Source organism: Variovorax saccharolyticus, assembly GCF_030316765.1.
Classification (GTDB): Bacteria; Pseudomonadota; Gammaproteobacteria; order Burkholderiales; family Burkholderiaceae_C; genus Variovorax; species Variovorax saccharolyticus.
This window is the reverse complement of the sequence record NZ_JASZYT010000005.1, coordinates 242360-266707: the sequence shown is the minus strand read 5'-3', so window position 1 is coordinate 266707 and position 24348 is coordinate 242360. Positions and strand designations below refer to the sequence as shown.

The 24348-nt window shown below is 69.9% G+C and carries 22 protein-coding genes; 15 read left to right on the top strand and 7 right to left on the bottom strand.

What is annotated here, in order from left to right:
- The first annotated feature begins 25 nt into the window (after positions 1-25).
- Positions 26-451 (top strand): GlcG/HbpS family heme-binding protein, encoded by a 426-nt coding sequence (locus QTI45_RS17510; protein ID WP_286655332.1) that lies wholly within the window; start codon positions 26-28, stop codon positions 449-451.
- A gap of 39 nt (positions 452-490) precedes the next feature.
- Here the strand turns inward: QTI45_RS17510 and QTI45_RS17505 are convergent, their stop codons facing one another.
- Positions 491-1783 carry a DUF3422 family protein gene (locus QTI45_RS17505; protein ID WP_286655331.1) on the bottom strand — a complete coding sequence of 431 codons (1293 nt, stop codon included), beginning with the start codon at positions 1781-1783 and terminating at the stop codon, positions 491-493.
- A 145-nt stretch (positions 1784-1928) separates the two neighbouring features.
- On the opposite strand from QTI45_RS17505, the gene QTI45_RS17500 reads away from it, so the two are divergent.
- Both QTI45_RS17500 and QTI45_RS17495 read left to right on the top strand, forming a co-directional pair.
- Entirely contained in the window at positions 1929-2426 is a 498-nt protein-coding gene (locus QTI45_RS17500) for a VOC family protein (protein WP_286655330.1), read from the top strand.
- 191 nt (positions 2427-2617) lie between these two features.
- Positions 2618-3466 carry an ABC transporter substrate-binding protein gene (locus QTI45_RS17495; RefSeq protein WP_286655329.1) on the top strand — a complete coding sequence of 283 codons (849 nt, stop codon included), beginning with the start codon at positions 2618-2620 and terminating at the stop codon, positions 3464-3466.
- Positions 3467-3474: 8 nt separating this feature from the next.
- Here the strand turns inward: QTI45_RS17495 and QTI45_RS17490 are convergent, their stop codons facing one another.
- A complete protein-coding gene (locus QTI45_RS17490; RefSeq protein ID WP_286655328.1) occupies positions 3475-3861 on the bottom strand; it encodes a DUF1090 domain-containing protein in 387 nt (128 codons plus the stop codon).
- A 53-nt stretch (positions 3862-3914) separates the two neighbouring features.
- Positions 3915-4817 (bottom strand): LysR family transcriptional regulator, encoded by a 903-nt coding sequence (locus QTI45_RS17485; RefSeq protein WP_286655327.1) that lies wholly within the window; start codon positions 4815-4817, stop codon positions 3915-3917.
- A gap of 112 nt (positions 4818-4929) precedes the next feature.
- Here QTI45_RS17485 and QTI45_RS17480 point away from each other — a divergent pair, with 112 nt between their 5' ends.
- The 5 genes from QTI45_RS17480 to QTI45_RS17460 are packed head-to-tail and all read left to right on the top strand — an operon-like array spanning position 4930 to position 10370.
- Positions 4930-6027, top strand: coding sequence for an amidohydrolase family protein (locus QTI45_RS17480; RefSeq protein WP_286655326.1), 1098 nt, complete (start codon positions 4930-4932; stop codon positions 6025-6027).
- Positions 6024-6941, top strand: a complete 918-nt coding sequence (locus QTI45_RS17475) for a VOC family protein (protein WP_286655325.1) — start codon at positions 6024-6026, stop codon at positions 6939-6941. Before QTI45_RS17480 ends, QTI45_RS17475 begins: the two co-directional genes overlap by 4 nt.
- Positions 6938-7801 carry a fumarylacetoacetate hydrolase family protein gene (locus tag QTI45_RS17470; protein WP_286655324.1) on the top strand — a complete coding sequence of 288 codons (864 nt, stop codon included), beginning with the start codon at positions 6938-6940 and terminating at the stop codon, positions 7799-7801. Before QTI45_RS17475 ends, QTI45_RS17470 begins: the two co-directional genes overlap by 4 nt.
- Positions 7802-7804: 3 nt before the next feature.
- Positions 7805-9361: a bifunctional 3-(3-hydroxy-phenyl)propionate/3-hydroxycinnamic acid hydroxylase gene (locus QTI45_RS17465; RefSeq protein WP_286655323.1), complete on the top strand. Its 1557-nt coding sequence runs from the start codon at positions 7805-7807 to the stop codon at positions 9359-9361.
- Between the two features lie 34 nt (positions 9362-9395).
- Positions 9396-10370, top strand: coding sequence for a Bug family tripartite tricarboxylate transporter substrate binding protein (locus QTI45_RS17460; RefSeq protein WP_286370420.1), 975 nt, complete (start codon positions 9396-9398; stop codon positions 10368-10370).
- A 30-nt stretch (positions 10371-10400) separates the two neighbouring features.
- Here the strand turns inward: QTI45_RS17460 and QTI45_RS17455 are convergent, their stop codons facing one another.
- On the bottom strand, positions 10401-11612 hold the full coding sequence (locus QTI45_RS17455) for a hypothetical protein (protein ID WP_286655322.1): 1212 nt from the start codon (positions 11610-11612) through the stop codon (positions 10401-10403).
- A gap of 129 nt (positions 11613-11741) precedes the next feature.
- Here QTI45_RS17455 and QTI45_RS17450 point away from each other — a divergent pair, with 129 nt between their 5' ends.
- From QTI45_RS17450 to QTI45_RS17435, 4 genes are read left to right on the top strand one after another with little or no spacing between them, the layout of a single operon-like run.
- Positions 11742-12764, top strand: a complete 1023-nt coding sequence (locus tag QTI45_RS17450; protein ID WP_286655321.1) for a Bug family tripartite tricarboxylate transporter substrate binding protein — start codon at positions 11742-11744, stop codon at positions 12762-12764.
- Between the two features lie 37 nt (positions 12765-12801).
- On the top strand, positions 12802-13467 hold the full coding sequence (locus QTI45_RS17445) for a response regulator (RefSeq protein ID WP_286370417.1): 666 nt from the start codon (positions 12802-12804) through the stop codon (positions 13465-13467).
- Between the two features lies 1 nt (position 13468).
- Positions 13469-14896, top strand: coding sequence for a sensor histidine kinase (locus tag QTI45_RS17440; RefSeq protein ID WP_286655320.1), 1428 nt, complete (start codon positions 13469-13471; stop codon positions 14894-14896).
- 26 nt (positions 14897-14922) lie between these two features.
- Complete coding sequence (locus QTI45_RS17435; RefSeq protein ID WP_286655319.1) at positions 14923-15939, top strand: Bug family tripartite tricarboxylate transporter substrate binding protein; 1017 nt, start codon at positions 14923-14925, stop codon at positions 15937-15939.
- 27 nt (positions 15940-15966) lie between these two features.
- Here the strand turns inward: QTI45_RS17435 and QTI45_RS17430 are convergent, their stop codons facing one another.
- Entirely contained in the window at positions 15967-16371 is a 405-nt protein-coding gene (locus tag QTI45_RS17430) for a PPC domain-containing DNA-binding protein (protein WP_286655490.1), read from the bottom strand.
- 113 nt (positions 16372-16484) lie between these two features.
- On the opposite strand from QTI45_RS17430, the gene QTI45_RS17425 reads away from it, so the two are divergent.
- The 3 genes from QTI45_RS17425 to QTI45_RS17415 are packed head-to-tail and all read left to right on the top strand — an operon-like array spanning position 16485 to position 17867.
- Positions 16485-16919 (top strand): YeeE/YedE family protein, encoded by a 435-nt coding sequence (locus tag QTI45_RS17425; RefSeq protein WP_286370414.1) that lies wholly within the window; start codon positions 16485-16487, stop codon positions 16917-16919.
- 11 nt (positions 16920-16930) lie between these two features.
- Positions 16931-17368 carry a YeeE/YedE family protein gene (locus tag QTI45_RS17420; RefSeq protein WP_286370413.1) on the top strand — a complete coding sequence of 146 codons (438 nt, stop codon included), beginning with the start codon at positions 16931-16933 and terminating at the stop codon, positions 17366-17368.
- Between the two features lie 25 nt (positions 17369-17393).
- The gene (locus QTI45_RS17415; protein WP_286655318.1) at positions 17394-17867 is read left to right on the top strand and encodes a GNAT family N-acetyltransferase; all 474 of its coding nucleotides are present in this window, start codon (positions 17394-17396) and stop codon (positions 17865-17867) included.
- A 21-nt stretch (positions 17868-17888) separates the two neighbouring features.
- On the opposite strand, the gene QTI45_RS17410 is transcribed toward QTI45_RS17415, so the two are convergent.
- Both QTI45_RS17410 and QTI45_RS17405 read right to left on the bottom strand, forming a co-directional pair.
- Positions 17889-20384, bottom strand: a complete 2496-nt coding sequence (locus tag QTI45_RS17410) for a penicillin acylase family protein (protein ID WP_286655317.1) — start codon at positions 20382-20384, stop codon at positions 17889-17891.
- A 127-nt stretch (positions 20385-20511) separates the two neighbouring features.
- Positions 20512-24300 (bottom strand): autotransporter outer membrane beta-barrel domain-containing protein, encoded by a 3789-nt coding sequence (locus QTI45_RS17405; protein ID WP_286655316.1) that lies wholly within the window; start codon positions 24298-24300, stop codon positions 20512-20514.
- Positions 24301-24348: the final 48 nt, after the last annotated feature.

Here is a 24348-nt window from a genome sequence, read left to right as displayed (position 1 = left end):
CCATTCACTGCCAGACGACACGACCATGAGCTCACTGACCCTTGCACAAGCCAACCAGATCATCACCGCCGCGCTCGCCCATTCGAAGCAGGCCGGCTACCAGCCGATGGGCATCGCGGTGCTCGACGATGCCGGCAACCTCAAGGCCTTCGCGCGCGAGGATGGCGCCAGCATGTTCCGCTTCGACGTCGCCCAGGCCAAGGCCTGGGGCGCGGTCGGCATGGGGGTGTCGAGCCGCCTGCTGGGCGAACGGGCCAAGGGCAACCCGAACTTCTTCGTCTCTCTCGCCGCCACCTCGGCCGGGCGCTTCCTGCCGCAGACGGGGGCTGTCCTGATCAAGGACGCCCAGGGCCGGGTGCTGGGCGCGGTGGGCGCCAGCGGCGGCACGGGAGACGAGGACGAGGCCATCTGCATCGCGGGGGTCCAGGCGGCCGGGTTGGCGGCGGGCTGAGCGGCGACGCCGAAGCCAGCGGATCATGCTGCTCGAGGGTCAGTGGACGAACATCCTGCGATGCAGGCGCCGCAGCGACCACCAGATGCTGACCGCCACCAGCGGAATCGCGAGCGCGGCCGTGGTCTCCGGCGAGAGCGGCCAACCGATGGCCTGCGCCCCCTTGGCCAGGTAGCTGACGAGGCCGACGATGTAATAGGTGATGGCCGCGACCGAAAGTCCTTCCACGGTGGCCTGCAGCTTCAGCTGCAGGTCCTGCCGGCGGTTCAGGGCCTCCAGCAGCGCCTGGCTGCTCTGCTGCTGCTCGATCTCCACGCGGGTGCGCAGCAGGTTGCTCATCCGGGAGACGCGCTGGGACAGCGAGTCCTGTCGCCGCACCGCCCATTCGCATGTCTTGCGCGCCGGGGTCAGGCGTCGGTCCATGAACTCGGCAATGCTCTGAAGACCCCCCAGCCTGGCCTCGGAGATCTGCACGATGCGCTGGTCCAGCAGCTCGAAATAGGCGCTGCTCGCCGACAGCCGCGAATGGGTGGCGGCATGCTGGCTCTCGACCTCCCCGGCGAGGCGCGTGAGCCGGTCCAGCAGGACGGGTTCCGCATCGCGGTCCGCGCTGCGAATGGCTTGGGCGAGTGCCGCCAGCTCGCCTTCCGCACTGCCCAGGGCCTCGCCTGCCTGCCGCGCCGCCGGCAACCCGAGCAGGGCCGCCATTCGATAGGTCTCGATCTCGAGGATCCGCTGCACCAGCCGGCCGAGTCGGCGCGGCTGCAGCTGGTCCGCGAAAAGCAGGATGCGGGACGAGCCGTCCGCATGGATGGCGAAGTCGGTGTACACCTGCGCCTGCTCGCCCGCCACGCTGGAGCCCACCAGCGCCTGCTCGTTCAGCAGTTCCCTGACACGGACGTCGCCGACGCTTCCGCGGGCTGCGAACACCCAGAGGTTGAGGCTGCAGAGGCACTGCCCGGGAAGCCCGCCGAGCCAGTCGTGCGGCACCGCATCGATCGCGCTGGCGGGCCGGCGAGCAGGGCTGTCCTGCGCGGGCTCATGCAGCGTGAACGTCCAGGTGACGAACTCGGTGTGCAGCTCCCAGCGCAATCGAAGCGATCCGACCTCGACCCGCAGATGCGTGGTGGTCTCGTCGGGCGGCGCCAGATGATGGTCGCGCAACAGCCGTGCAAGATGCGCCCGGCTCTGCGTGCGTTGCGCCGCGTCGGCCAGCATCACGACATGCGCGATGCGCAAGGCGCCGGTCAGCGCTTCCGGCGGGCGGGCGTGGACTTCGTTGTGCAGCTCCACGCGCTGCGGATGCTGGATGACGCTGCTGATGGGAGGCATGGGCTGCAGCATACTGCGTGCGCGTGATCAGCCGATCCGCACAAGCGCATCGGTCTCGTCCGACAGACCCGGTATCGGCGGCGACGACGATGGAACAGTTTGCAGGCGCCTGCATGCCGGCGCACCCTTCTTCAGGAGACCCGCAATGACAGCCAGGAACACGATCTGCCTGTGGTACGACGGTGACGCCGTCGACGCCGCGAATTTCTATGCCAGGACCTTCCCCGACAGCGCGGTCGGCGCCATCCTCCACGCGCCGGGCGACTATCCGGACGGCAGCCAGGGCGATGTGCTGGTGGTCGAGTTCACGGTCGCCGGCATCCCCTGCATCGGATTGAATGGCGGCCCGCACTTCAAGCACAGCGAGGCCTTCTCGTTCCAGATCGCCACCGACGACCAGGCCGAGACCGATCGCCTGTGGAACGCCATCGTCGACAACGGCGGCCAGGAGAGCGAGTGCGGCTGGTGCAAGGACCGCTGGGGCCTGTCCTGGCAGATCACGCCGCGCGTGCTCACCGCGGCGATCGCCGATCCCGACCGCGCAACCGCGAAACGCGTCTTCGACGCCATGATGACCATGCGGAAGATCGATATCGCCGCGATCGAGGCGGCACGGTCGGGTCCGGGGTCGTCCGCAGGCTGATCGGGCGTTGCGACGAGCCGGCGTCTTGCACATCGGCCGCCGAAGGCGCACGCTCCCGCCATGAAACGTCGCACGGTCCTGGGCACCCCCTTCGCTCTTGCCTTGCTGCAAGGCAGCCAGCGCACAGGCGCAGCCGAAAGCGTGCTGCGCCTTGGATGGGTCACGGCCCAGGACGCCACCAGCCTGGCCCGATGGTCGCCGCCCTGCGCGCCTCGCTGGCCCGGCTGGGCTACGTCGAGGGCCGCAACCTCGTCATCGAATTCAGGTATGGAGACGGCGCGGCTGCACGCGTCCCGGAACTGGTCGCGGAATTGCAGCGCCTGCCGATCGACATCCTGCTGGCGCAGGGAGGGCCGGCGGTCGACGTCGTGAACGGCCTGCCGGTGGCCGTGCCGGTGGCCTACGTCTTCAGCGGCGACCCGGTCTCCGCCGGCTTCGCGAAGAGCCTCGCGCGTCCCGACTCGAACATGACCGGCCTCACGCTGCTGGCCGCCGAGATGAACGGGAAGCTGCTGGAGATCCTGCGCGAGATGGTGCCGTCGCTGCGCGACGTGGCCATCGTGCTCAACCCCGAGCACCCCGGCTCGCACATCGAGCGCGACTACACCGACGGCGCCGCCAGCCAGCTCGGCCTGCGCACGGCGTACTTTCCGGCCCGCACGCGCGACGAGGTGGCGTCCTCGCTGGAGGCCATGGCCGCATCGCCGGCACGTGCGGTGTCGATCTTCAGCGACAGCGTGGTCGTGACCAACCGGCGGCAGATCCTCGATTTCGCGATCGCGCGCAAGATGCCCGTGATGTCGGGCTGGCCGATCTTCGCGGACAGCGGTGCGCTCTGCACCTACGGGCCGCGCCTGGTCGACTCCTACGCGCGGCTCGCCTCGTATGTCGATCGCATGGCCAAGGGCGCCAAGCCTGCCGACCTGCCGATCGAGCGGCCCACCACCTTCGAGCTGGTGCTGAACCTGAAGACCGCCAGCGCGATCGGCCTCGAGCTGCCGCGATCGCTGCTGGTGCGCGCCGACCGGCTCATCAGCTAGGGGTCGGGCTATTCGGACTTGGACTCCTTCAGCTGCTGGAGCTTGGCCTGCTCCTCCTGCAGCTTGCTCTTGCGGCGCTCCACCTTCTTCGCGCTGCCATCGCGTTCGGCTTCCTTCAGCTCGCGCTCGCGGGCGGCGACCGCCTGTTCCTGGCGTTGAATCCGCTTGCGATGCTCGGCCTGCAGCTTCGCGTCGGTGCAATGGGCATCGAGCTCGGAGAGGGCCTGCTCCAGTCCTCGAACGCGCTGCTTCTGGCCCTTGGCCTTCGCTTCGTCGAGGTTGCGGCTGATTTCCTGGCGCTTGCCCTGACAGGTTCCGCCAGGCACCGGCTCGGCGGCGGCCCAGGCCGGAATCGAAGCGAGTGCAGCGGCGAGGAGAAAGCTCTGGATCTTCATGGATGCTCCGAGTGAAGGCGTGTTGCCCGTTGCCCCCATTCTGCAACCGGCGCTCAGGCCCCGAACAGCCGCTGCACCAGCCCGCGCAACCACACATTGGCCGCATCCTGGTGAAAGCGCCGGTGCCAGAACTGGTGGACCTCGACCGCCGGCGACTTGAATGGCGGCTCGACGATGCGGATGCCGCCGTGGTGGACGCAGATGTTGGCGAGGTCGCGCGGCACGGTGGCGACCAGGTCCGAGCCCTCGATGATCGGCAGCAGGCTCATGAAGTGCGACAAGCCCACCACCACCCGCCGTGCGACGCCGCGCCGTTGCAGCGCCTGCTCGAGCAGATGCTCGCGGCCATCGGGGCTCACGACCGCGTGCGATGCGGCCAGGTAGGTCTTCATCGTGAGGCGTTCGCCGATCACCGGGTGCGCCTCGCGCACGATGCACACATAGTCGTTGCGAAACAGCCGCTGCTGGAAGAAGCCCGCCTTCTGCAGGTCCGGCAGGTAGCCGATCGCCAGCTCGGCAGCGCCCGACGCCAGTGCCTCGGCCGCCGCGTGGCGCGCCATCGACAGCGTGCGCAGCGCGCATTGCGGCGCCGCCTCGGCGAAATGCGCCAGGATGCGCGGCAGGAAATGGACCTCGGCGATGTCGGGCGTGACGATCGAGAACTGCTTGGCCGCGGTGAGCGGCTCGAAGGCCGGCAGCGGCAGGATCTCGGTCTTGATCGCCTCCACCACGCGCCGCACCGGCTCGGCGAGTTCGCTGGCGCGCGGCGTCGGCTGCATGCCGGCCGAGGTCTTGACGAACAGCGCGTCGTTGAACAGCAGACGCAGCCGCCCCACCGCCGCGCTCATGGCCGGCTGGCTCAGGCCCACCGACTCCGCAGCCCGCGTGACGCTCTGGTGCTCCAGCATCGCCGCGAAGGCCACCAGCAGGTTCAGGTCGACATCCTTGATATCCATGGCGTGGATTCTATGTATATCGCCAATCCGCTTCATAAATGCCATGAGCCTGCCTAGACTGCGCCCCTGAACACGCCGAACGCGGATGTCGCCGGCGGAAGATGGAGACGAGATGGTCGATCGAACGGGCCCGCCACAGCCGCCGGCAGAGGCTGGCCACCAGCGCCTGCGCTGCGCCTGCGGCGTCGATGTGCATGCCCATGTGGTGCCCGAGCACTTCCCCGCCTGCCTCGGCAGCAAGGTGCCGGCCGATTGGCCGTCCACCGTCGCCGCGCCCCGCGCGAACGGCCTGTGCCACCGGCAGGTCATGATCTCGGGCAAGAACTACCGCACCGTCTCCGAGAAATGCTGGAGCGTTTCGCATCGCCTGGCCGACCTGCCCGGCATGGGCCTCGCGCACCAGGCCATCTCGCCGATGCCCGAGCTGCTGTCCTACTGGATGGGCGCTGCCGATGCGGCGCAACTGCTGCGCTATCTCAACGAGCAGATCGCGGAGATGGCCGCCGAGTCGCAGGGCACCCTGATCGGCATGGGCGCGGTGCCGCTGCAGGACATCGACCGCGCCATCGCGGAACTTCGGCATGCGGTCCAGACGCTGGGCTTCGCCGGCGTCGAGATCGGCAGCAACGTCAATGGCATGCCGATCGGTGATCCGCGCTTCGATCCCTTCTTCGAGGCCTGCGAGGCGCTCGATGCGGCGGTCTTCGTGCATGCGCTCAAGCCCGCCGGCATGGACCGGCTGATCGGGCCGGCGCCGCTGCAGCAGGTGCTGGCCTATCCGACCGACATCGGCCTGGCCGCCGCCTCGGTCATCACGGGCGGGCTGCTGCTGCGCCGGCCGCGCTTGCGCATCGCCTTCAGCCATGGCGGCGGCAGCCTGGCGATGCTGCTGCCGCGGCTGCAGAAGGGCTGGTCAGTGTTCCCCGCGCTGAAGGAACAGATGCCGGACTCGCCGTTGGCGCAGGCGCGCCGGCTCTACCTCGACACCCTGGTGTTCGACCCGGCCACGCTGGCACACCTGGTGCGGCAGTTCGGCGCGTCGCAACTGCTGATCGGCACCGACTACCCCTTCAATTTCCACGAATCCGCACCGCTGGCGCAACTCGACGCGGCCGCACTCGACACCGCGCAGCTCGAACAGCTGAGCGCGGGCAACGCGCGACGCTTCCTGGCCCGCGCCTTCTCCGCCCCTCTGGAGGAATCCGCATGAGTTCACCCTGGATCACCGGCCTGCGCAGCGTGGCCCTCGAGGTGCCCGACCTGGCCCGCGCCGAGGCCTTCTACACGCAGGTCTGGCGGCTGGACGTGGCGGCACGCACGCCCGAGGCCCTCTATCTGCGCGGCACCGGCGCCGACCACCATCTGCTGGCGCTGCACCGCGGCGGCCCGTCGGCCGGGATCCGGCATGTGACCCTGCGCGCACGCAGCGCCGCGGCGCTCGACCAGGTGGCGGCGGCGACCGTGCGCGCCGGCGGCCGCATCGAGAGCGCGATCGGCGCGCTCGACGAGCCGGGCGGCGGCATCGCCCTGACGCTGTGCGACCCCGACGGGCGACGGCTGCAGGTGGTGCATGGCGATGCGCACCATGCCGATGCCCACGAAGCGAAGGACCGCCCCGTGCGGCTCGCCCACGTGGTGCTCAACAGCCACGAGGTCGCATCCACCCAGCGCTTCTTCGAGCAGGCGCTGGGCTTCACGCTGGCCGACCGGACCCGGATCATGGCCTTCCTGAACTGCGCCGCCGACCATCACAGCGTGGCGCTCGGCGACGCCGACAACGACGCGCTGAATCACATCGCCTTCCTGATGCCCGACCTCGAATCCGTGATGCGCGGCGGCGGCCGCATGCGCGATGCCGGGCACGAGATCGAGTGGGGCCCGGGCCGGCACGGGCCTGGCGACAACGCCTTCAACTACTTCATCGGCCCCTTCGGCGAAGTCATCGAATACACGGCCGAGGTCGAGCAGATCGACGACAGCCATGTCGCCGGCGGCCCCGACGACTGGAAATGGCCCCCCGGCCGCGTCGACCAGTGGGGCATCTCGCAGCCGCCGTCGGCCCGCCTCAAGCAGGCCCAGCGACAAGTCTTCTTCATCCGTCCAACCGATCCTGGAGCACCATGAAATTCACCACCTTCCTGCACGGCGACCAGCCCCGCCTCGGCCTGGTCGACGGCGACGCCGTCATCGACCTGAATGCGGCCCAGCCGCAGGTTCCGTCCAGCCTGCGCGCGGCGCTGGCCGCCGGCGCCGACCTCGGCACCGCCGCCCGGGCCGCGCTGGCCTCCAGCGCTGCGCGGCTGCCGATGGCCGGCCTGCGCCTGGCGCCCCTGGTGCCCGAGCCGGGCAAGATCATCTGCCTGGGCCTCAACTACTTCGATCACGCGAAGGAAGGCGGCCGCGAGAAGCCCGAGTACCCCTGGTTCTTCTTCCGCGGCGCGAGCTCGCTGGTGGCGCACGGCGCGCCGGGCATCCTGCCGAAAGTCTCGGCCAAGTTCGACTACGAGGCCGAACTGGCGCTGGTGATCGGCCGCCGCGTGCCGCGCCACGTCTCGCAGGAAGACGCCCCGGGCCATGTCTTCGGCTACACCTGCTTCAACGACATGTCGGTGCGCGACTACCAGAAGCGCACGCCGCAGTGGACCATCGGGAAGAACTTCGACGGCACCGGCGGCTTCGGCCCGGTCCTGGTGACGGCGGACGAACTGCCGCCGGCCGCGGCCGGCCTCAGGATCCAGGGCCGCCTCAACGGCGAAGTCATGCAGAGCGCCAATACGGCCGACATGATCTGGGGCGTGGCCGAGACCATCTCGCTGCTGAGCGAGGTGCTCACGCTGGAGCCCGGCGACGTCATCGTGATGGGCACGCCGGCCGGCGTGGGACAGGCGCGCACGCCGCCCGTGTGGATGAAGGCGGGCGACAGCTTCGAGGTCGAGATCGAGCGCATCGGCACGCTCGCGAACCCGATCCGCGCCGAGGCCTGAGCCATGTCCTCCCTTCTGCAGCGCGAAGTCTTCGACGTCGCGGTGGTCGGCTTCGGCCCGACCGGCGCGGTGGCCGCGGGCCTGCTCGCCGGCATGGGCCTGCGCGTGCATGTCTGCGACCGCTCGCGCGAGGTCTACGACAAGCCGCGTGCGATCGCCATCGACCACGAGGTGCTGCGCGTGTTCCAGCAGCTGGGCATCGAAGAGCAGGTGGCGCGGTTCGTCGAGCCCTTCACGCCCTCCGAGTACTACGGCGTCGACGGCCGGCTGATCAAGCGCCTGACGATGATCGATGCGCCCTACCCGCTGGGCTACACGCCGTCGAACGTCTTCACGCAGCCGCCGGTGGAGGCCATCCTGCGCGAGCACGTGACGCGCTCGGACCGCACCCGCGTCGACCTCGGCAGCACGGTGGTCGGGATCGACCAGGACGCCGACGGCGCCACGCTGCAGCTGCGCCGCGACGACGGCGGGCGCGACAGCGTCAGGGCGCGCTACGTCGTGGCCTGCGACGGCGCCTCGAGCACGGTGCGCGAGCTGGCCGGCATCGCGCTGGAAGACCTGGCCTTCGACGAAGCTTGGCTGGTGGTCGACGTGCTGGCCAACGCCCGGGGCCTGGCCAAGCTGCCCGCCACCAGCGTCCAGTACTGCGAGCCCGAGCGGCCCTGCACGCTGGTGATCGGCCCCGGCAACCACCGGCGCTGGGAGATCTCGCTCAAGCCGGACGAAGACCCGCAGAAGGTCGTCGAGCCGCAGGAGACATGGCGGCTGCTGGCCCGCTGGCTCGGCCCGGAGGACGGCGAGCTCTGGCGCCAGGCCAGCTATCGCTTCCATGCGCTGGTGGCCGATCGCTGGCGCAGCGGGCGCATCTTTGTGGCCGGCGATGCGGCGCACCAGCAACCGCCGTTCCTGGGCCAGGGCATGTGCCAGGGCGTGCGCGATGCGGCCAACCTGGCCTGGAAGCTCGCGTCGGTGATCCAGGGACAGGTCCGCGGCCCGGCGGCGGAAGCCCTGCTCGACTCCTATGGCGAAGAGCGCAAGCACCATGTGCGCGAGCTCACCGGCCGCATCAAGGCGATCGGCAGCGTGATCGGCGAGCGCGACCCGGCGCGGGCGCGCGAGCGAGACGCCCGCATGCTGGCCGAATGCGGCGGCGTGGTGCGCGACATGCCGCGCCAGGACGTGCTGCCCCGTCTCGAGACGGGCCTGCTGGCGACAACGCCCCATCCGGCCAACGGGACGCTGTTCCCGCAGCCCTGGATCGCGCGCGACGGCGGCCGGGTTCGCTTCGATGCGCTGGCAGGCGACGGCTGGTGGCTGGTGCTCGATCGCGGCTTCGACCCCGGACCGGTCGAGGTCGACGCGGTGGCGATCCCCGGCCTCGCGGTCCTGCCGCTGGGCGACGCCCTGCAGGAGACCGAAGGCGTGGCCGCGGGCTGGTTCCGCCGCCATGCCTGCGGCGCGGCGCTGGTGCGGCCCGACCGCTACATCTACGGCGTGGCTGCCGATGCCGGCCAGCTCGCCCGCCTGCTGCAGTCGCTGGCCGCCAGGCTGAACTGACGCACCCCTTCGAAGACGACCACGGAGACAAGCAATGAAAAGAAGAGAGTTTCAGCTGGCCTTGCTGGCGGCGACCCTGGGGCGCGCCGGACTGGCGCCGGCGCAGGACCGGTGGCCCGACCGACCGGTCAAGGTGGTGCTCTCGCAGCCCGCCGGCTCGGGCCCCGACAATGTCGCGCGCCTGCTGTGCGACGGGCTCGCGCAGGCCATCGGCCAGCCTGTGGTCATCGACAACAAGCCCGGCGGCCAGAACGTCATCGGCGCCCAGGCGGTGGCCCGCGCGCCGGCGGACGGCTACACGCTCTACTTCGCGACCACGGCGGCGCTGGTCACGAACAGCTACCTGTTCAAGACCCTTCCCTACGAGCCGGTCAAGGACTTCGCACCGGTGGCCTTCGTGGCCAACAGCCCGTTCGCGGTGCTCGTGAAGGAAGACTCGCCGATCGCCTCGCTGCCCGATCTGGTGGCGCGCAGCGCCCGCGAACCCGGCAAGCTGTCGATCGCCAACGAAGGCCCGCGCACCTTCGGCGGCATGATCGCTCGGGTGATCAACGCCCGCAGCAAGGCACAGGCGAACCTGGTCTCGTACAGCTCGGTCGGCGTCGCCTTGCAGAACATCCTGGGCGGCCATGCGGATGCCGTGGTCGCCGACCTCGCATCGACCTCGCAGCTCGCGCGCCAGGGGCGGCTGCGCGTGCTGTCCGTGACGACCGCGAAGCGGGTCGCGGGATGGGAACAGGTGCCGACGGTGGCCGAGTTCCTGCCGGGCATCGAGATGAGCGGATGGATGGCGATGGTGGCACCGGCCGGCACGCCGCAGGCGGTCGTGCAGCGGCTCAACACGGAGATCAACAGGCTGCTGGTCCAGCCCGCGATCGCCGAGAAGATGCTCGCCATCGGCCCGATCGCCGCGCCGGGCGGCTCGCCCGCGCAGTTCGAGGCCTTCCTGCTGGACGAGCACAAGCGGCTCGGGCAGATCGCGCTGGAGATCGGCCTGCTGCCGGAGTGAGCCGGCCGCGCCCGGACGCCACCGGCGCGCTCAGATCAGCACGTGGACCAGCCGCTCGATCAGCTGCTGCGCCGAGAACATCGTCAGCGTCAGCGGCAGCAAGGGCAGCAGCGTGGTGACGGCCAGGTGCAGCACGGTCTTCAGCGTGAAGGGCGCCCAGCGCATGTTCTCGACGATCTCGAAGCTGCTGCCCATCTCGGCCAGCGACCGGATGTCGGCGCTGCCTAGCAGCACCTCGCCGGGGGCGGCGCCGCCGCGCAGCCACTTCTGGTCGAACTCGCGGGCGTGGCGCTGCGCCAGCGTGCCGTACTCGCGGCGGCCCCGGTTTTCCGCCGCCTCGAGCTGCGGACTGAACACGCACAGCGGCCCGAGGATCACGCACACCATCAGGGCCACCACGCCGAGGATCTCGACCTCGAACTCGAGCAGCGTGGCGCCGCCGAAGAAGATGCGGTCGGCGATCATCCCCGCCAGCAGCACGCCCTGCGCGAACAGGAAGGGCGCGAAAGCCACGCGCACCAGCGACAGGAAGCCGAGGCCCCCGCAGCGGTCGGGATGCGTGGGTATCAGCCTCAGCCTGATGCGCGAGACCTGCCACAGGAAGCGCGCCCAGATGAACAGCCTGAAGTACCAGCGCAACAGCAGGAACTGGAACAGGGGCAGGCTCACGCAGGCGAGCCACCAGCCGGCCAGCGTGAGGTCGAGCCGGCCGGTCGCGACGGCCCCATACCAGCTCGAGACGTCCAGCGTCAATCGGGTGCGCCAGACGACGAAGACGCCGATGCCGTACACCAGCGCCACCAGCAGCACCTCGGCGACCACCGAGTTGCGCAGGCGCAGTGCCGACGCGATGGCGCGATCGAACTGCGCCCGCGCGGCATCCGGGATCAGCCCGTCTTCGAGGAACTGCCGGGCCACCAGCCGCATCCGCCGGTGCACCACCACCTCGGCCAGGATCAGCAGCGGCAGCGCGACCAGGAAGCGCGCGTTCAGCTCGAGATCCTCGAGGAACGCGAGTTCGACGCCGCCACCCCAGGCGTGGCCTTCGGCGAGCGACAGCAGCAGCAGCGGCAGCCATGCGAGCAGGACCGCCACGAAGGCGCGGCGGTGCGGCAGGTTGCCCTCGTGGTCCGACAGCCGCGAGCGTCGCCAGAGCTGGAACAGGGGTCCACCCAGCACCAGCGAGAAATCGGCCGGGTCGAGCTCGGGCAGTTCGTCGGTGTCCGGGGTGGCAGGGGTCATGGGTCGGAAGCTCCATCGAACGCAAACACGCCGCCGGCATGATAGGCGAGCGGCCGAAGCTGACAGCATTCCGAAAGCCTCGCCAGGGCAACATCGGCGCACTTCGAACAACCGATGGAGACAAGACCCATGACTGCAGATGCCCTCGCTCACATTCCCGCGGCCGGCCCCGAGGCCCGGCGCCGCTTCCTGCTGGCCGGCGGCGCCCTCGGCCTCGCCGGGCTGCTGCCGCGCATCGCCGCGGCCCAGGGCGGCGGCTGGCCCGCCAAGTCGGTGCGCTTCGTGGTGCCCTTCGCGCCCGGCGGCAGCTCGGAGATCGTGGCCCGCTCCACGGCAGCCGAACTCTCCAACACGCTCGGCCAGAGCGTCTTCGTGGACAACAAGCCGGGCGCCGCCGGCAACATCGCGATGTCCGAGGTCGCGCGCAGCGACGACCAGCACACGATCATCCTCGGCCACATCGGCACACTGGCGGTGAATCCCTTCATCTTCGACAAGCTGCCCTACGACGCCAACAAGGATTTCAAGCCCGTGAGCCTGCTGGCCAAGGTGCCCAGCCTCTACGTCGTCCATCCGGACGTGCCGGCCAGGAACCTCACCGAATTCATCGCCTACGCCAAGTCGAAGCCGGGCAAGCTGAGCTATGGCTCGGCCGGCAACGGCAGCGCCGGCCACCTGGCCTTCGAGTACCTCAAGGTGACCTCCGGCGTGTTCATGCTGCATGTGCCCTACCGCGGCACCGGGCCGATGCTGACCGACCTGCTGTCGGGCCGGCTCGACGCCTCGGCGATCGGCGCCGCGGCCATCATTCCCTTCATCAAGTCGGGCAAGGTGCGCTGCATCGCCACCGGCTCGGCCAAGCGCCTGCCGCAGCTGCCCGATGTCCCGACCGTGGCCGAGCAGGGCTACCCGGGCTTCGAGATGACCCAGTGGTACGGCATGCTCGCGCCGGCCAGCATGGCACCGGCCAACGTGGCCAAGCTGTCGACCGAGACCATGAAGGCGGTGCGCGCGCCGGCCGCGCTGGAGCGCCTGCGCGGCGATGCGGCCGAGGCCATCGGCGGCACGCCGGAGCAGTTCGCCCAGTTCATCGCGCTGGAACAGGAACGCTGGAAGAAGGTCATCGCCCGGGCCAACATCAAGCCGGACTGACGCCCGCCGTCCGAGAGCCAGGCTCTAACATCGCGCCATGCGCATCCTGCTGGCCGAAGACGAACACACGCTGGGCACCTGGCTGTGCAAGGCGCTCGAGCACGCCGGCATCCAGGTCGAGTGGGTGGACGACGGCCGCCTCGCCGACCGCGCACTGCAGCAGCATGACCACGACGCGCTGGTGCTCGACCTCGGGCTTCCGGGACTCGACGGCCACGAGGTGCTGCAGCGCCTGCGCGAGCGCGACCAGCGGCTGCCGACGCTGATCCTCACGGCGCGCGACTCGCTGTCGGAGCGCGTCGACCTGCTGAACGCCGGCGCCGACGATTTCCTCGCCAAGCCCTTCGCGCTGGCCGAACTCGAGGCCCGCCTGCATGCGCTGGTGCGGCGGGCCCGGGGCGTCGAGCATCCCCGGCTCGCCTGCGGGCCGCTGGTGTACGACGGCACGCGCCGGCAGTTCCTGCTGAACGGGGAGCCGCTGTCGCTGTCGCCGCGGGAACTGTCCGTGCTGCGGGTGCTGGCCCAGCGCAGCGGCGAGCCGCTGTCCAAGCAGCAGATCCTCGACCGCGTGTTTTCCGACGACGACAGCGTGCATCCCGAGGCGGTCGAAGTGTTCGTGCACCGCCTGCGCAAGCGGCTCGACGGCAGCGGGGTCCGCATCACGACCTTGCGCGGCCTGGGCTACGCGCTGGAGGCCGGCTGATTTGAGCGCCCTGCCGCGCCCCCTGGCCGCCGCCGCCGACCGGATCCGGCGCGCGAGCCTGCGGCAACGCCTCGCGCTGCTGCTGCTGCCGCTGCTGCTGCTGGTGACCTGCGTCGAGCTCTGGATGACGCGGCACGATGCCCTCGAAGCCGCCAACGCGGCCTATGACCGGTCGGTGCTCGGCGCGCTGAAATCGATCGACGCCAACATCTCGACCGCCTCGGGCGGCCTGGCCGTCGAACTCCCGTACACGCTGTTCGAGTTCTTCGAGCTGACCGCGAGCGGCCAGGTCTATTTCCGCGTCGCGACCTCCGACGGCCTGGTCGAACTGGGCAGCGCCGACCTGCCCGAGCCGGCGGGCGAGCTGGTGCCCGGGGTTCCGGTGTTCTACGACGCGAGCTACTTCGGCGAATCGGTCCGCTTCGCCGCCTATCGCCGCGACCTCGATCGCACGCCGGCGGGCAGCCGGGGGCGCAGCGTGCTGATCCAGGTCGGCGAGAGCACCCGCTCGCGGCAGGAATTCACCTCGCGCTTCGTGCGCCGGGCGGCGCTGCGCGACGGCCTGGTGCTGGCGCTGCTGCTGCTGAGCACCGCGGTGGCGCTGGCGGCTGCGCTGCGGCCCCTGACCCGGCTGGCGCGCGAGGTCCAGGCGCGCAAGGCCGACGACCTGACGCGCATCGACGAATCCGATCTGCCGGCGGACATCCGGCCGCTGGTCGAGGCGGTCAACCAGCAGATGTCCCGCACGCAGGAGCTGGTGGCCCAGCAGCGCCGCTTCCTCGACGATGCCTCGCACCAGCTGCGCACCCACCTGACGACGCTCCAGATGCAGGTCGACTATGCGCAGCGCGAACAGGACCCGGCCAAGGTCGGCACGGCGCTCGAAGCCCTCGGCGTCGAGATCGGCCGCGTCACGCGCAGCACCCAGCAGCTGCTCGCCCTGGGACGCAGCGACACGGTGTCGCTGGCGTTCGCGGAGGTCGAGCTCGAGCCGCTGCTGCGCGAGGTCGCGGTCGCCCTGCTGCCGCTGGCGCGCGCCAAGCACATCGACCTCGGCATCCATCCTCCGGCCAGCGGGCTGCGTGCCGTGGCCGATGCGGGCCTGCTGCGCGAGGCCCTGAGCAACCTGGTGGTCAACGCGATCGCCTACACGCCGGCACGCGGCACCATCACGCTGCTGGCCGGCGCCGAGCAGCGGGGCTGGCGGATCACGGTCGAGGACGACGGCCCCGGGCTGAGCGAGGCCGAATGCGCCGCGCTCGGCCAGCGCTTCGTTCGCGGCGCGCGGGCCGGCAAGGGCGGATCGGGACTGGGACTGGCGATCGCGCGCTCGATCGCGCAACGGCACCAGGGCGATCTCGAACTCAAGGCGCGCGAAGGCACGCGGGGCCTGCACGCCACGCTCTGGTGGCCTGTGCGCAGCGCCTAAGGCATCGAACCGTAGACTCGCCGACCATGTCCACGCTGGAACCCACCCGACGCCAGGCGCTGCGCGCGCTGCCCGCCGTGCTGCTGGCCGGTGCAGGCACCGCGGCCGGCGCCGCCGACGATCCCAGCCTGGCCGCCGCCGAATGCGTGATTCCCGCCAAGGCCGGCGGCGGCTTCGACCTGACCTGCGCGCTGGCGCGGGACGGCTTGCAGGTGGTCCGGCCGAGCCGCCCGCCGCTGGGCCAGCGCTTCCTGCCCGGCGGCATCGGCGCCGTGGCCTTCGACCGCATCGCCACGGGCCGGATGGGCGGTCCGGCGATCCTCGTGGCCTTCTCCAGCGGGTCGCTGCTCAACATCGCGCAAGGGCGCTTCGGGCCCCACTCGCCGTCGGCGGCACGATGGATCGCCGCCCTCGGCACCGACTACGGCGTGATCGCCGTGCACCGGGACTCTCCCTACAGATCGCTCCAGGACCTGATGGCGGTCGTGCGCCAGGAGCCATCCAAGGTCGTGTTCGGCGCCGGCGGAACGGTGGGCAGCCAGGACTGGGTGAAGGCCGCGCTGCTGCTGCGGGCGGCAGGGCGCGATCACAAGTCGATGCGCTTCGTGTCCTTCGAAGGCGGCGGCGATGCCCTGAGCGCGCTGCAGGGCAAGCATGTGGACGTGTTTCCCGGCGACGCGGCCGAAGCGCTGCAGGCGATCGCGGGCGGCGCGGCGGTTCGCATCCTCGCAGTGCTCTCCGATGCCGCGCTGGGCGGCGGGCTGGCCGGCATCCCCACGGCGCGCGCGCAGAAGGTGGATCTCGCATGGCCCACGGTCCGTGGCGTCTACATGAGCGCCGATGTCGCCGAAGCGGCCGCCCGCGGATGGATCGACGCCTTCGCCGAGGCCATGGCCGCACCGGGCTACCCGGCCCTGCGCGAACGCCATCGCCTCTATCCCTTCTCGCTGACCGGCGCGGCGTTGGAAGACCATGTGATGGCGAGCCTCGCGCGCTACAAGGACGTGGCGGCCGACCTGGGGCTGCGGCGCTGGGGTCGATAGGCAGGGCCGCGTCGGGGGCGCCGGACCTCAGGCTTCGCCGCGCCGCCTGACCACCAGCTCGGCCCAGCCGGTGCCCGGATCGAACTCGCGCGCGAAGTGCCACGCGGGCAGCAGCGCCAGCAGCACCTCGGCCGTGGTGCGCACGGTGCAGCCGTAGCAGACATGGCCACCCGCCACGCGCCCCTGCGCGTCGGCCACGCTCATGTGCAGGTGCGAGGCGCGCGCCGCGATGCTGCCGGACAGCGTGAGCAGTTCGCAATCGGCGTCGATCTTCAGGACGTCCTCGGCGCCGGCGAGGCGAATCTCGGCCGGACGAAGGCTTCCGATGCCCGACAGGACGAATGCCGCCTCGACGCCCTGCCCCGCAACGACGGCCTCGAGCGCCCGGCGCAGATCGTCGCCCGGGCGAAGGCGAACCGGCAGGGTCTGCAGAGGGAGGTCGGAGGCGGCCATGCCGCACATCATGCCGCGAACGACGGCCACGACACACACCCCGCATTCGCTATCCTCGCTGCCTGGCCGTCCCCGCGGCCCGAGGAAGCCCGATGCGCATCGACTGGAATCAGTTCACCCCCTGGTCCGCCCTCGCGGGCGGCATCCTGATCGGCATCGCTGCCGCGATGCTCATTCTTTTGAACGGCCGCATCGCGGGCATCAGCGGCGTGCTCGGAGGCCTGCTGAGACCGGCCAGGGGCGAGCTCGCCTGGCGCCTCGCCTTCGTGGCCGGACTGGTCGGCGCACCGTGCGTCCATGCACTGTTCGCGGCCTTCCCGCGACCCCAAATCGACGCCCAGTTCGGCGCCCTGGTCGTCGCCGGCCTGCTGGTCGGATTCGGCACGCGCCTTGGCTCCGGCTGCACCAGCGGCCACGGCGTCTGCGGCCTGTCCCGGCTGTCGCCGCGCTCGCTGGTGGCGACGGCCACCTTCATGGCAGCCGGCTTCGCCACCGTGTTCCTGATCCGCCACCTGCTCGCCCTCTGAGAAATCCCGCCATGACCGTTTTCACTGCCCTGCTCGCCGGACTGGTGCTGGGCCTCGGCCTCATCGTCTCGGGCATGTCCGATCCCGCCAAGGTGCTCGGCTTCCTCGACCTGGGCGGCGCCTGGGATCCGTCCCTGGCCTTCGTGATGGGCGGCGCGATTGCCGTCGGCGCTATCGCCTTCGCCGTCGCGCGCAAGCGCACGGTCTCGGTCCTCGGGGCACCGATGAGACTGCCGGCTTCGCGCGACATCGATCGCCGCCTGGTGCTCGGCAGCGTCCTGTTCGGCATCGGCTGGGGGATCGCCGGCTTCTGCCCGGGCCCGGCGCTCGTCGCGCTCGGCATGGGCGAAGGCAAGGCGCTGGTCTTCGTGGTCGCCATGCTGGCCGGCATGGGCGGCTTCGAGCGACTCGAGCGCCGCGGGCAGCCGGCGGTCGCGGATGCCTCCTAGGTCCTGTCCACCTCGCGCGGACGTCATGGAGATTCGTCGTTTCAGGCCCGGTGACGAAGCTGCGTTGTTCCGCGTCTACTTCACGGCCATCCACGAGATCGCTTCCCGCGACTACGCGCCGGAGCAGGTCGAGGCATGGGCACCGGCGGACCTCGACACCGGGCTGTGGGCCCGGCGAGTTCGGGGAATCAATCCCTTCGTCGCCGAGCTCGGCGACGAGATCGTCGGCTACGCGGACGTCCAGCAGAACGGCTACATCGACCACTTCTTCGTCTCGGGCGCCCATCCGCGACAAGGCATCGGGACGAGGCTGATGGCTCGCATTCACGAGGAGGCCGAGGCGCTCGGCCTGGCCGAGCTGAGTTCGGACGTCAGCAAGACGGCCGAACCCTTCTTTGCTCTCCACGGCTTCCATGTGGTCGAGCGGCGATGCCCGGTCCTTCGGGGCGTGACGCTCGAGAATGCCTGGATGCGCAAGGATCTGAAGCAGCGCGGATGAGCGCTCCGCCTCGCGGCGGCTTCAGGGGCTCACGGTCAGCGTCCTGGTCGCCTTCGCGCGTGCATCGACCTGCGCCCGACCCACCGCGTCCTGCTTGCACGAGTTGGTCTCGAAGAGCGGCAGCTGGTCGTCGTAGTGCCTGGTCCTGCCGAGGCTTGCGCTCACGAATCCGCTTTGGCCCGGCGCCATCAGCGAGCACATCTCGACCGCGTCCTTTCGCAGGACCACACGGAATCCCGCGGTCCCGCGGTTCTGGTACAGCGGGGTCTCCTGGTCTTCGGCGGCCCACGGCACGCCGATCGCATTCGTCTTCGAGAACCGGTGCCTTGCGGACGGCGTGACCCACTTGGCCGGGTCGGCGCCGTAGGTGGTGGTCAGCTCTGCAACCGCTGTCGAAAGCGCGGCACGCACGACGCTGTCCGGCGTTTGGCCGCTCAGGAAATCGTAGCGCTGCGGAACGCCGGAGGAAGCACCCTGGAGGGCATTGAAGAGGAGCTTGGAGGCCCGGGCAGGCTGCAGGCTTCCCGGGGCACCGCCCGCCAGCGGCGCATACCCGAGGTCGACCAGGGAGTTGAAGACGCCGGCCGGCAGGTCGTCCTTGAGGACCGCCACGGTCATCGCCTTCAGCCAGGCCTGGAGGATCGTCACGCCGGGGCCGTCGTACTGGCCGTCCTTGTTGGTGTCCTGCAGGCGCATGTCCCAGGCGACGAGGGCGTCGGCTGCCTTGCGCACCGGGTCCGACGCGGGAAGCGACGCGGTGGCAGCCTTGATGTAGGGCACGAAGTAGCGCGCATTGAGGTCGGCCACCGCCGCGTTGCCCGCAATGCTCCAGGCTTGCTCCGGCGTGAACTTCGCTGGGCCCGCCAGCTGCACGCCGAGCTCGTTGACGCGATCGACCGCCGAGAAGTTGGCGCCGTCGGCGCGAAGGCCTGCCGCAATCTGATTGTTCCAGCTCACGAAGTAGCCTTGAGCCGGGTTGTAGGCCTTCGGGTTCTCGCTGAAGGGCCGGCGGCCCTGCCACTCCATGCTGCCGTCGCCGAGCGCGGGAAATTGAATGTTCTGCTGCGCGGGCCGGACAGGCAATGCGCCCAGGCCGGCGGCGCCGATGTTGCCGTCGACGTCGGCGTAGAACCATGTGATGGATGCGCTCACGCGCGCTGCCTGCGCCATGAACTGGTTCCAGTTCCTGGCCTGCGCGGCCTTGCCCCAGCCCAGCATGGTCTCGACTTCGACGCCTTCCCATGAGCGCTTCGCGCTGTAGGCCGTCTGGTTGGCAAGGTCCCAGGTCTGAACGAATCCGTGAACCGTCGAGTAGACGTCGAAGCTGCGGTCGGCCTCGCCCTTCACCTTGATGGATTCCGTGCGCTTTTCCATGGGAATGAACCGGCCCTTGAACCGGTACTCGTAGCGGTTGGCCGGATTCAACTGCTCCTGGTAGGTGTCGTTGGTGTCGAGCGAGCCCACGGTGGAGCCCCAGGCGATGGTGCCGTTGGTCCCGAAGAGCACGGGCAAAAGGCCGATGGGCGTCATGCCGGTCAGGTCATAGCCAGCGCCATGCAGTCCGATCGCCGTCACGAAGGACGGGTTGTTGAAGCCCTGTTGCGGCCCGTTGTAGAGGATGGCGGTGCCGTCGGCGGATCTCGAAGGCCCCAGCACCCACGCATTGCTCGCGGTCGGCATGTTCTCGGTCGCCGCGAGCCCCAGGGCCGCCACCTGCAATGCCCGATGCGAAGCAGCGCCGGACTGCGATATCGGTCGCAGCGCCAGACGAGCATCGCCTGTGGCCTCGGAGCCCTGCCGGGCAGAGGCAACGGCTCCTGGCCGCGGGATGATGGTCGGGGCAGCGGGGTCCTCCAGCCAGCGCATCTGGTCGTAGATGCTTTGACCTGCGGAGGCGCCCTTCTCCGCCTTCAACTGGTTCAAGAGCGCAAGGTTGGCCACTTCGGCGCTCCCCCCGAAGAACCGGTTCAGGATCAATCCGATCCAGACCAGGGCCACATCCTCGGAACTCCAGCTGCCGGGCTCGAAGCCGGCGTCGACGAACTCCCTTGGCAGGAGTTCGGTCTTGTTGGCCAGGACTTCCCTGACGCGGGCGTTCACGCCCTTGGCATAGCCATCGAACATCGCCCGATCTTCTGCCGACAGCGCGTCGAGTTGCCTTCGAACGGAAGCCGGGTCGATGCCCGAGCGGGTCGCGATGTCGGTCGCGGCATAGCGCGGCCCGAGCACCGCAGCGACGGTTCCGTTGCCCGAGCGCTTGGCCATCTCGAGCTGATAGAGGTGGTCTTCCGCGACCGCGTAGCCGAAGCCGTAGAACAGGTCGTGCGTGTTGTCGGCGTAGACATGCGGCGTGCCGTAGGTGTCGCGCTTGATGGTCAGCTTCGACGCGACCGCTCCTTGTCCACCCGGAGCTGCCGCAAGAGGCGCCAGCGGGGCGCTGCCGCCACCGGCACATGAAGCGAGCGCCGCAGTGCAGCCGATTGCCAGCACCACGAGCCCATTGAAGCGTCCAGTCATCATCGTTCCTCGTCACATTGGGGACTGGCACGATATTCCTTTAGACATGAATCAATTACAAGTCATGGAATACCCTTCCCGCGGGTCTTGGTCGACCGGTGGGAGATGCGATGACCGTGCGCTTCGTCTACCAGGCCACCCGCACGCCGGCGTTGCCGCCGATGCTCTTGCGGCGATCGCCGTCGATGCTGGTGGTGTAGCCGGCTGTTGCGTAGAAGCCGACTGCCTTTGTGATCTGCACATCGATGCCGGCGCCTATCTCCAGTGCCGTGGCGTCGCCGCGCGTGGCGATCGGCACGCCGCCGAAAACGACCGACCCGGTGCCGTGCGCGCCGCGCCAGAGGTTGGCCCTGAGCCACGGCTGCCAGGCGGCTCCGCCCCATTGCAGCGAGCCCTGCAGGCGCACGCCGAGGCGCCCGGTGAAACCCTCGTGGTCGTCATAGGCGATCGTCGAGAAGCGATCCTGCGTGCCGTCCAGCGACACGCGCTGCCAGATGAGCTGCCCCTGCGGTTCGAGGGTCCAGCCGCGGCCCAGCACGATCGGATAGCCGGCTTCGAGGGAGGCCGTGAAGGCATTCCCGTCGGTGCTCGTCCCGACCCCGCGGTTCGAGCGCGGGTCGCCATCCAGCCAGCTCTGCATGAGGACGCCATCGACATACCAGTCCGAAGGGCCGATGTGCGTCCAGTAGGCGCCGAGGCTGTTGTTCTCCAGTTCGATCCGGCCGACCGGGGTGTTCGACCGGCCCAGCGCCGTTCCCCGGACATCGCCGCGAGCCTGCCCATGGCCGAAGAAGGCGCCGAAACGGTCGCGATGGCCATCGGTCCGGTCGATGCCGTAGAGGTCCACGCCGAGCTGCACGCCCCACATGCTGCCGTCGAATTCGGGGCTCACATCGCCGGACCAGCGCTGTTCGTCCGACTGGCCGAACGCGCGACCCCAGCCTGCAGCCAACGGCCCGCTGCCGCTCAGGCGCCCCTGCTCGCCGCGCCGCTCGTGGAAGGTGCCGAGGGTCACGAGACTCAGTTCGCCAGCGAGCGGCGGCAGAGCCGCCTGCACGGCGACCTCGGGACGGTAGAGCGGCCTCGGCGGCTGGCCCGCTGCGGCCGCCGGCACAGGCGGAGAGCCCGGCGCCACTTGCGGGACGGGCGGCGGCACGGGCATGTCCACGGATGCGACCGGGGTCGCCGGCGCGGTCGATCGCAAATACCAGTTCTCGGCCGTGCCCGCCGTGATGCCGCCACGGTACAGCAGGTACTCGTAGGGCCCGGCTGCCACCGGCGCGGCCAGCGAGAACGCTCCGGCCGCCGTCGTTGCGCCATTGACCCCCAGGACCACCGCAATGCCGCTCCCCGTGGTCAGCGCGCCGGTACCGCCGAGATTGACCACCTGCATCGCGGTCGAACCCGTGACGGTGCCGCCGACGATCACCAGCTTGTCCGTGGGCGAGGCATCGTTGCCCACCTGCGACTCGATCCGCAAGATTGCGCCGCCCTGCCCGACGTAGTTGCCGTTGATGGTCAGCGTGCCGATCGAGTTGCCCGGCGCGACCACGCCCCGGTTCAGGACATTGCCGAAGATCGTGCCGGTGCCGCCCAGCGTGCCGGCCGCGGCGACGGTGGTTGCGGAGGCGATCGAACCGTTGACCCACAAGGCCCCCTGCTGCACGGTCGTCGGGCCGGAATAGCTGTGATGGCCCGGCAGGATCAGCAGGCCCGGCCCTTGCTGGCTCATCGAGCCGGTGCCGCTGACGATGCCGGCATAGGTCAGCGTATCGGAGCGGTTGAAGACCAGGTTGGCGTTGTTGAGGATGTCGCCCGCCACGCTGCCGCTGGTTCCGCCGTTGCCGAGTTGCAGCGTGCCGCCGGCGATGGTCGTGCCGCCTGCGTAGCTGTTGTTGGCGACCAGGACCAGCGTTCCGCTGCCCGCCTTGGCGAGTGCGCCGGCACCCGAGATCACGCCGGAGAAGGCGTTGGTCGTTCCGGCTGTGTCGATGGTTCCGCCGCCGGCATTGAGCGTGACCGGGCGCGCCGTGTCGAACGAGCCGCTGAGCCGCAAGCTGCCCGCGTTGAACGTCAGCCCGCCGCTCGCGGCACCGAGGTTGGCGTCGGCGCCGACGCCGAGGACGCCTCCAGCGATGGTGGTGCCGCCCGAATAGCTGTTCGCCGCTGTCAGGGTCAGGGTCCCGGGGCCCTGCTGGGTCAGGCTGCCGGTGCCCCCGATGACGCCGCCGTAGCTCAGGTCGTCGCTGCGGTTGAAGACCACCGCGCCGTTGTCGGTGATGCTGCCTGCCACGGTGCCGCTGGCCGCGCCGGTTCCGATGCGCAACTGGGTTCCTGCCTGCACGGTCACCGGACTGGTCAGGGTCCCGCTCACGCGCAGCACGCCGCTCTCGATCTGCGTGTCGTTGAATGTGCCGCTGCCCGACCAGGTCCAGTCGGTGCCGCTCATGCGCAGCGTCTCGAAGTTGGCGAACGCATTGGAGGCGGTGCCCGCCCCTTCCAGGATCACGCGGTCGGTGCCGGTACCGCCGTCGGCGAGCCCCGTGATCACGGAGCCCGCACGCAGGATCAACGTGTCGTTACCGGCGCGCAGGTCGATCGCGGTTCCGGCATCGCTGCGGATGACGCCGGCATTGACCACGGTCTCCTGGCCGTTCACGCCCCGCACCGCAAAACCGCGCTCGCTGATGATGGAGCCCGTGTTCTCGATCCTGGCGACGAAGCCACCCGCCGTGGTGTTGGACAGCACCCCGTCGGCATTGATGCCCGAGGCCCGGATCGTCCCGCTGTTCACCAGCGTGTTGTTGTTGCCCTGCATGAAGACACCGAATGCATCCCTGCCGCCGACCAGGAGTTCGCCGCTGTTGAAGAAGCTGCTGTCGCCGTCGTCTGCGCGCATGCCGTTGCCGCGCTGACCGCTGGTGTTGACGATGCCGCGGTTGTCCAGCGTGTTGCCCGCGCCGGAGAGCACGAAGAGCCCGTGCGCACCCGTGCCGCCCACGTTCAGGGTCCCGTCGTTGCGCAGCAGGTTGCCGCCGCTGCCGGCGACTTCGATGGCGCTGGAGCCGATCCCGCTGGCGGTGATGACGCCGCTGGCCGTGTTCTGCAGGGTGTTGCCCTGGCCGCCCGCCACGAACATGCCGAACGCACGGTTGACCGTTTCCGAACTGCCGCCCGAGGTGGTGATCGATCCGGCATTGACCAGCGTCGAGTTGGTCGCCTCGCCGAGCAGCATCCCGTGCGAACCCTGGCCCCGCGTGACGATGCTGCCCTCGTTGCGCAACGCATGGCCGGTGCCGCCGATGGCCGCCATGCCGAAGGCCTCGTCCAGATTGGATTCGATCGCGCCGGTCGCGGTGTTCGTCAGTTCCGATCGATTGCTTGCCTGCGCGAACATCCCCGCGCCCTGGAAGGTGTTCAATGTGATCTGGCCGGCGTTGACCAGGCGATTTCCTTCGTTGTTGGAGGCGATCAGGCCGGTGGCGAGGTCGCCCGAGATCGTGATCCTCGCCCCCGCTTCGTTGCGCAGGACGCTGTTGTTCCCGACGCTGACGAAGCTCAGCGAATTGAACCCGGTGGTCGCGAGCGTCCCGAAGTTGCGCAGCGTGCTGTTGTCGCCGAGAGCCACCACGCCGATGTTTCCGGCGCCGGTGGACACCGGCTCGATGCTGCCGAAGTTGTTGAGCTGGGCGCCTGCTCCAAGCACGATCAGGTTGCCGCTGCCCGTGATCACGGCATCGGCGTTGACGTTGACCGTCACGCCGGAAGCCGCGGACGCATCGAGCGGCACGGTCGTGGGGGCGGGTCCGCTGCAGGTGACGGTCTGGCCGCTGGCCGGCGGGTTGGGCAGGCAGTCCGCCAGGGCCGGCCCGGGAATCATGCAGGCCAGCGCACCGGTGACGACCCCCGTCGACACGCGACTCATCTCGCGGCCGGATGCGGCGAGGCGAAGGCGACGCGGATG

Excerpts from the sequence above, each read along its gene's own strand:
- QTI45_RS17480 (WP_286655326.1), top strand. The coding sequence starts at position 4,930 with ATGGTCGATCGAACGGGCCCGCCACAGCCGCCGGCAGAGGCTGGCCAC.
- QTI45_RS17510 (WP_286655332.1), top strand. The coding sequence starts at position 26 with ATGAGCTCACTGACCCTTGCACAAGCCAACCAGATCATCACCGCCGCG.
- QTI45_RS17500 (WP_286655330.1), top strand. The coding sequence starts at position 1,929 with ATGACAGCCAGGAACACGATCTGCCTGTGGTACGACGGTGACGCCGTC.
- QTI45_RS17460 (WP_286370420.1), top strand. The coding sequence starts at position 9,396 with ATGAAAAGAAGAGAGTTTCAGCTGGCCTTGCTGGCGGCGACCCTGGGG.
- QTI45_RS17450 (WP_286655321.1), top strand. The coding sequence starts at position 11,742 with ATGACTGCAGATGCCCTCGCTCACATTCCCGCGGCCGGCCCCGAGGCC.
- QTI45_RS17470 (WP_286655324.1), top strand. The coding sequence starts at position 6,938 with ATGAAATTCACCACCTTCCTGCACGGCGACCAGCCCCGCCTCGGCCTG.
- QTI45_RS17485 (WP_286655327.1), bottom strand. The coding sequence starts at position 4,817 with ATGGATATCAAGGATGTCGACCTGAACCTGCTGGTGGCCTTCGCGGCG.
- QTI45_RS17445 (WP_286370417.1), top strand. The coding sequence starts at position 12,802 with ATGCGCATCCTGCTGGCCGAAGACGAACACACGCTGGGCACCTGGCTG.
- QTI45_RS17465 (WP_286655323.1), top strand. The coding sequence starts at position 7,805 with ATGTCCTCCCTTCTGCAGCGCGAAGTCTTCGACGTCGCGGTGGTCGGC.
- QTI45_RS17435 (WP_286655319.1), top strand. The coding sequence starts at position 14,923 with ATGTCCACGCTGGAACCCACCCGACGCCAGGCGCTGCGCGCGCTGCCC.
- QTI45_RS17410 (WP_286655317.1), bottom strand. The coding sequence starts at position 20,384 with ATGACTGGACGCTTCAATGGGCTCGTGGTGCTGGCAATCGGCTGCACT.
- QTI45_RS17425 (WP_286370414.1), top strand. The coding sequence starts at position 16,485 with ATGCGCATCGACTGGAATCAGTTCACCCCCTGGTCCGCCCTCGCGGGC.
- QTI45_RS17415 (WP_286655318.1), top strand. The coding sequence starts at position 17,394 with ATGGAGATTCGTCGTTTCAGGCCCGGTGACGAAGCTGCGTTGTTCCGC.
- QTI45_RS17490 (WP_286655328.1), bottom strand. The coding sequence starts at position 3,861 with ATGAAGATCCAGAGCTTTCTCCTCGCCGCTGCACTCGCTTCGATTCCG.
- QTI45_RS17420 (WP_286370413.1), top strand. The coding sequence starts at position 16,931 with ATGACCGTTTTCACTGCCCTGCTCGCCGGACTGGTGCTGGGCCTCGGC.
- QTI45_RS17455 (WP_286655322.1), bottom strand. The coding sequence starts at position 11,612 with ATGACCCCTGCCACCCCGGACACCGACGAACTGCCCGAGCTCGACCCG.
- QTI45_RS17505 (WP_286655331.1), bottom strand. The coding sequence starts at position 1,783 with ATGCCTCCCATCAGCAGCGTCATCCAGCATCCGCAGCGCGTGGAGCTG.
- QTI45_RS17475 (WP_286655325.1), top strand. The coding sequence starts at position 6,024 with ATGAGTTCACCCTGGATCACCGGCCTGCGCAGCGTGGCCCTCGAGGTG.
- QTI45_RS17495 (WP_286655329.1), top strand. The coding sequence starts at position 2,618 with ATGGTCGCCGCCCTGCGCGCCTCGCTGGCCCGGCTGGGCTACGTCGAG.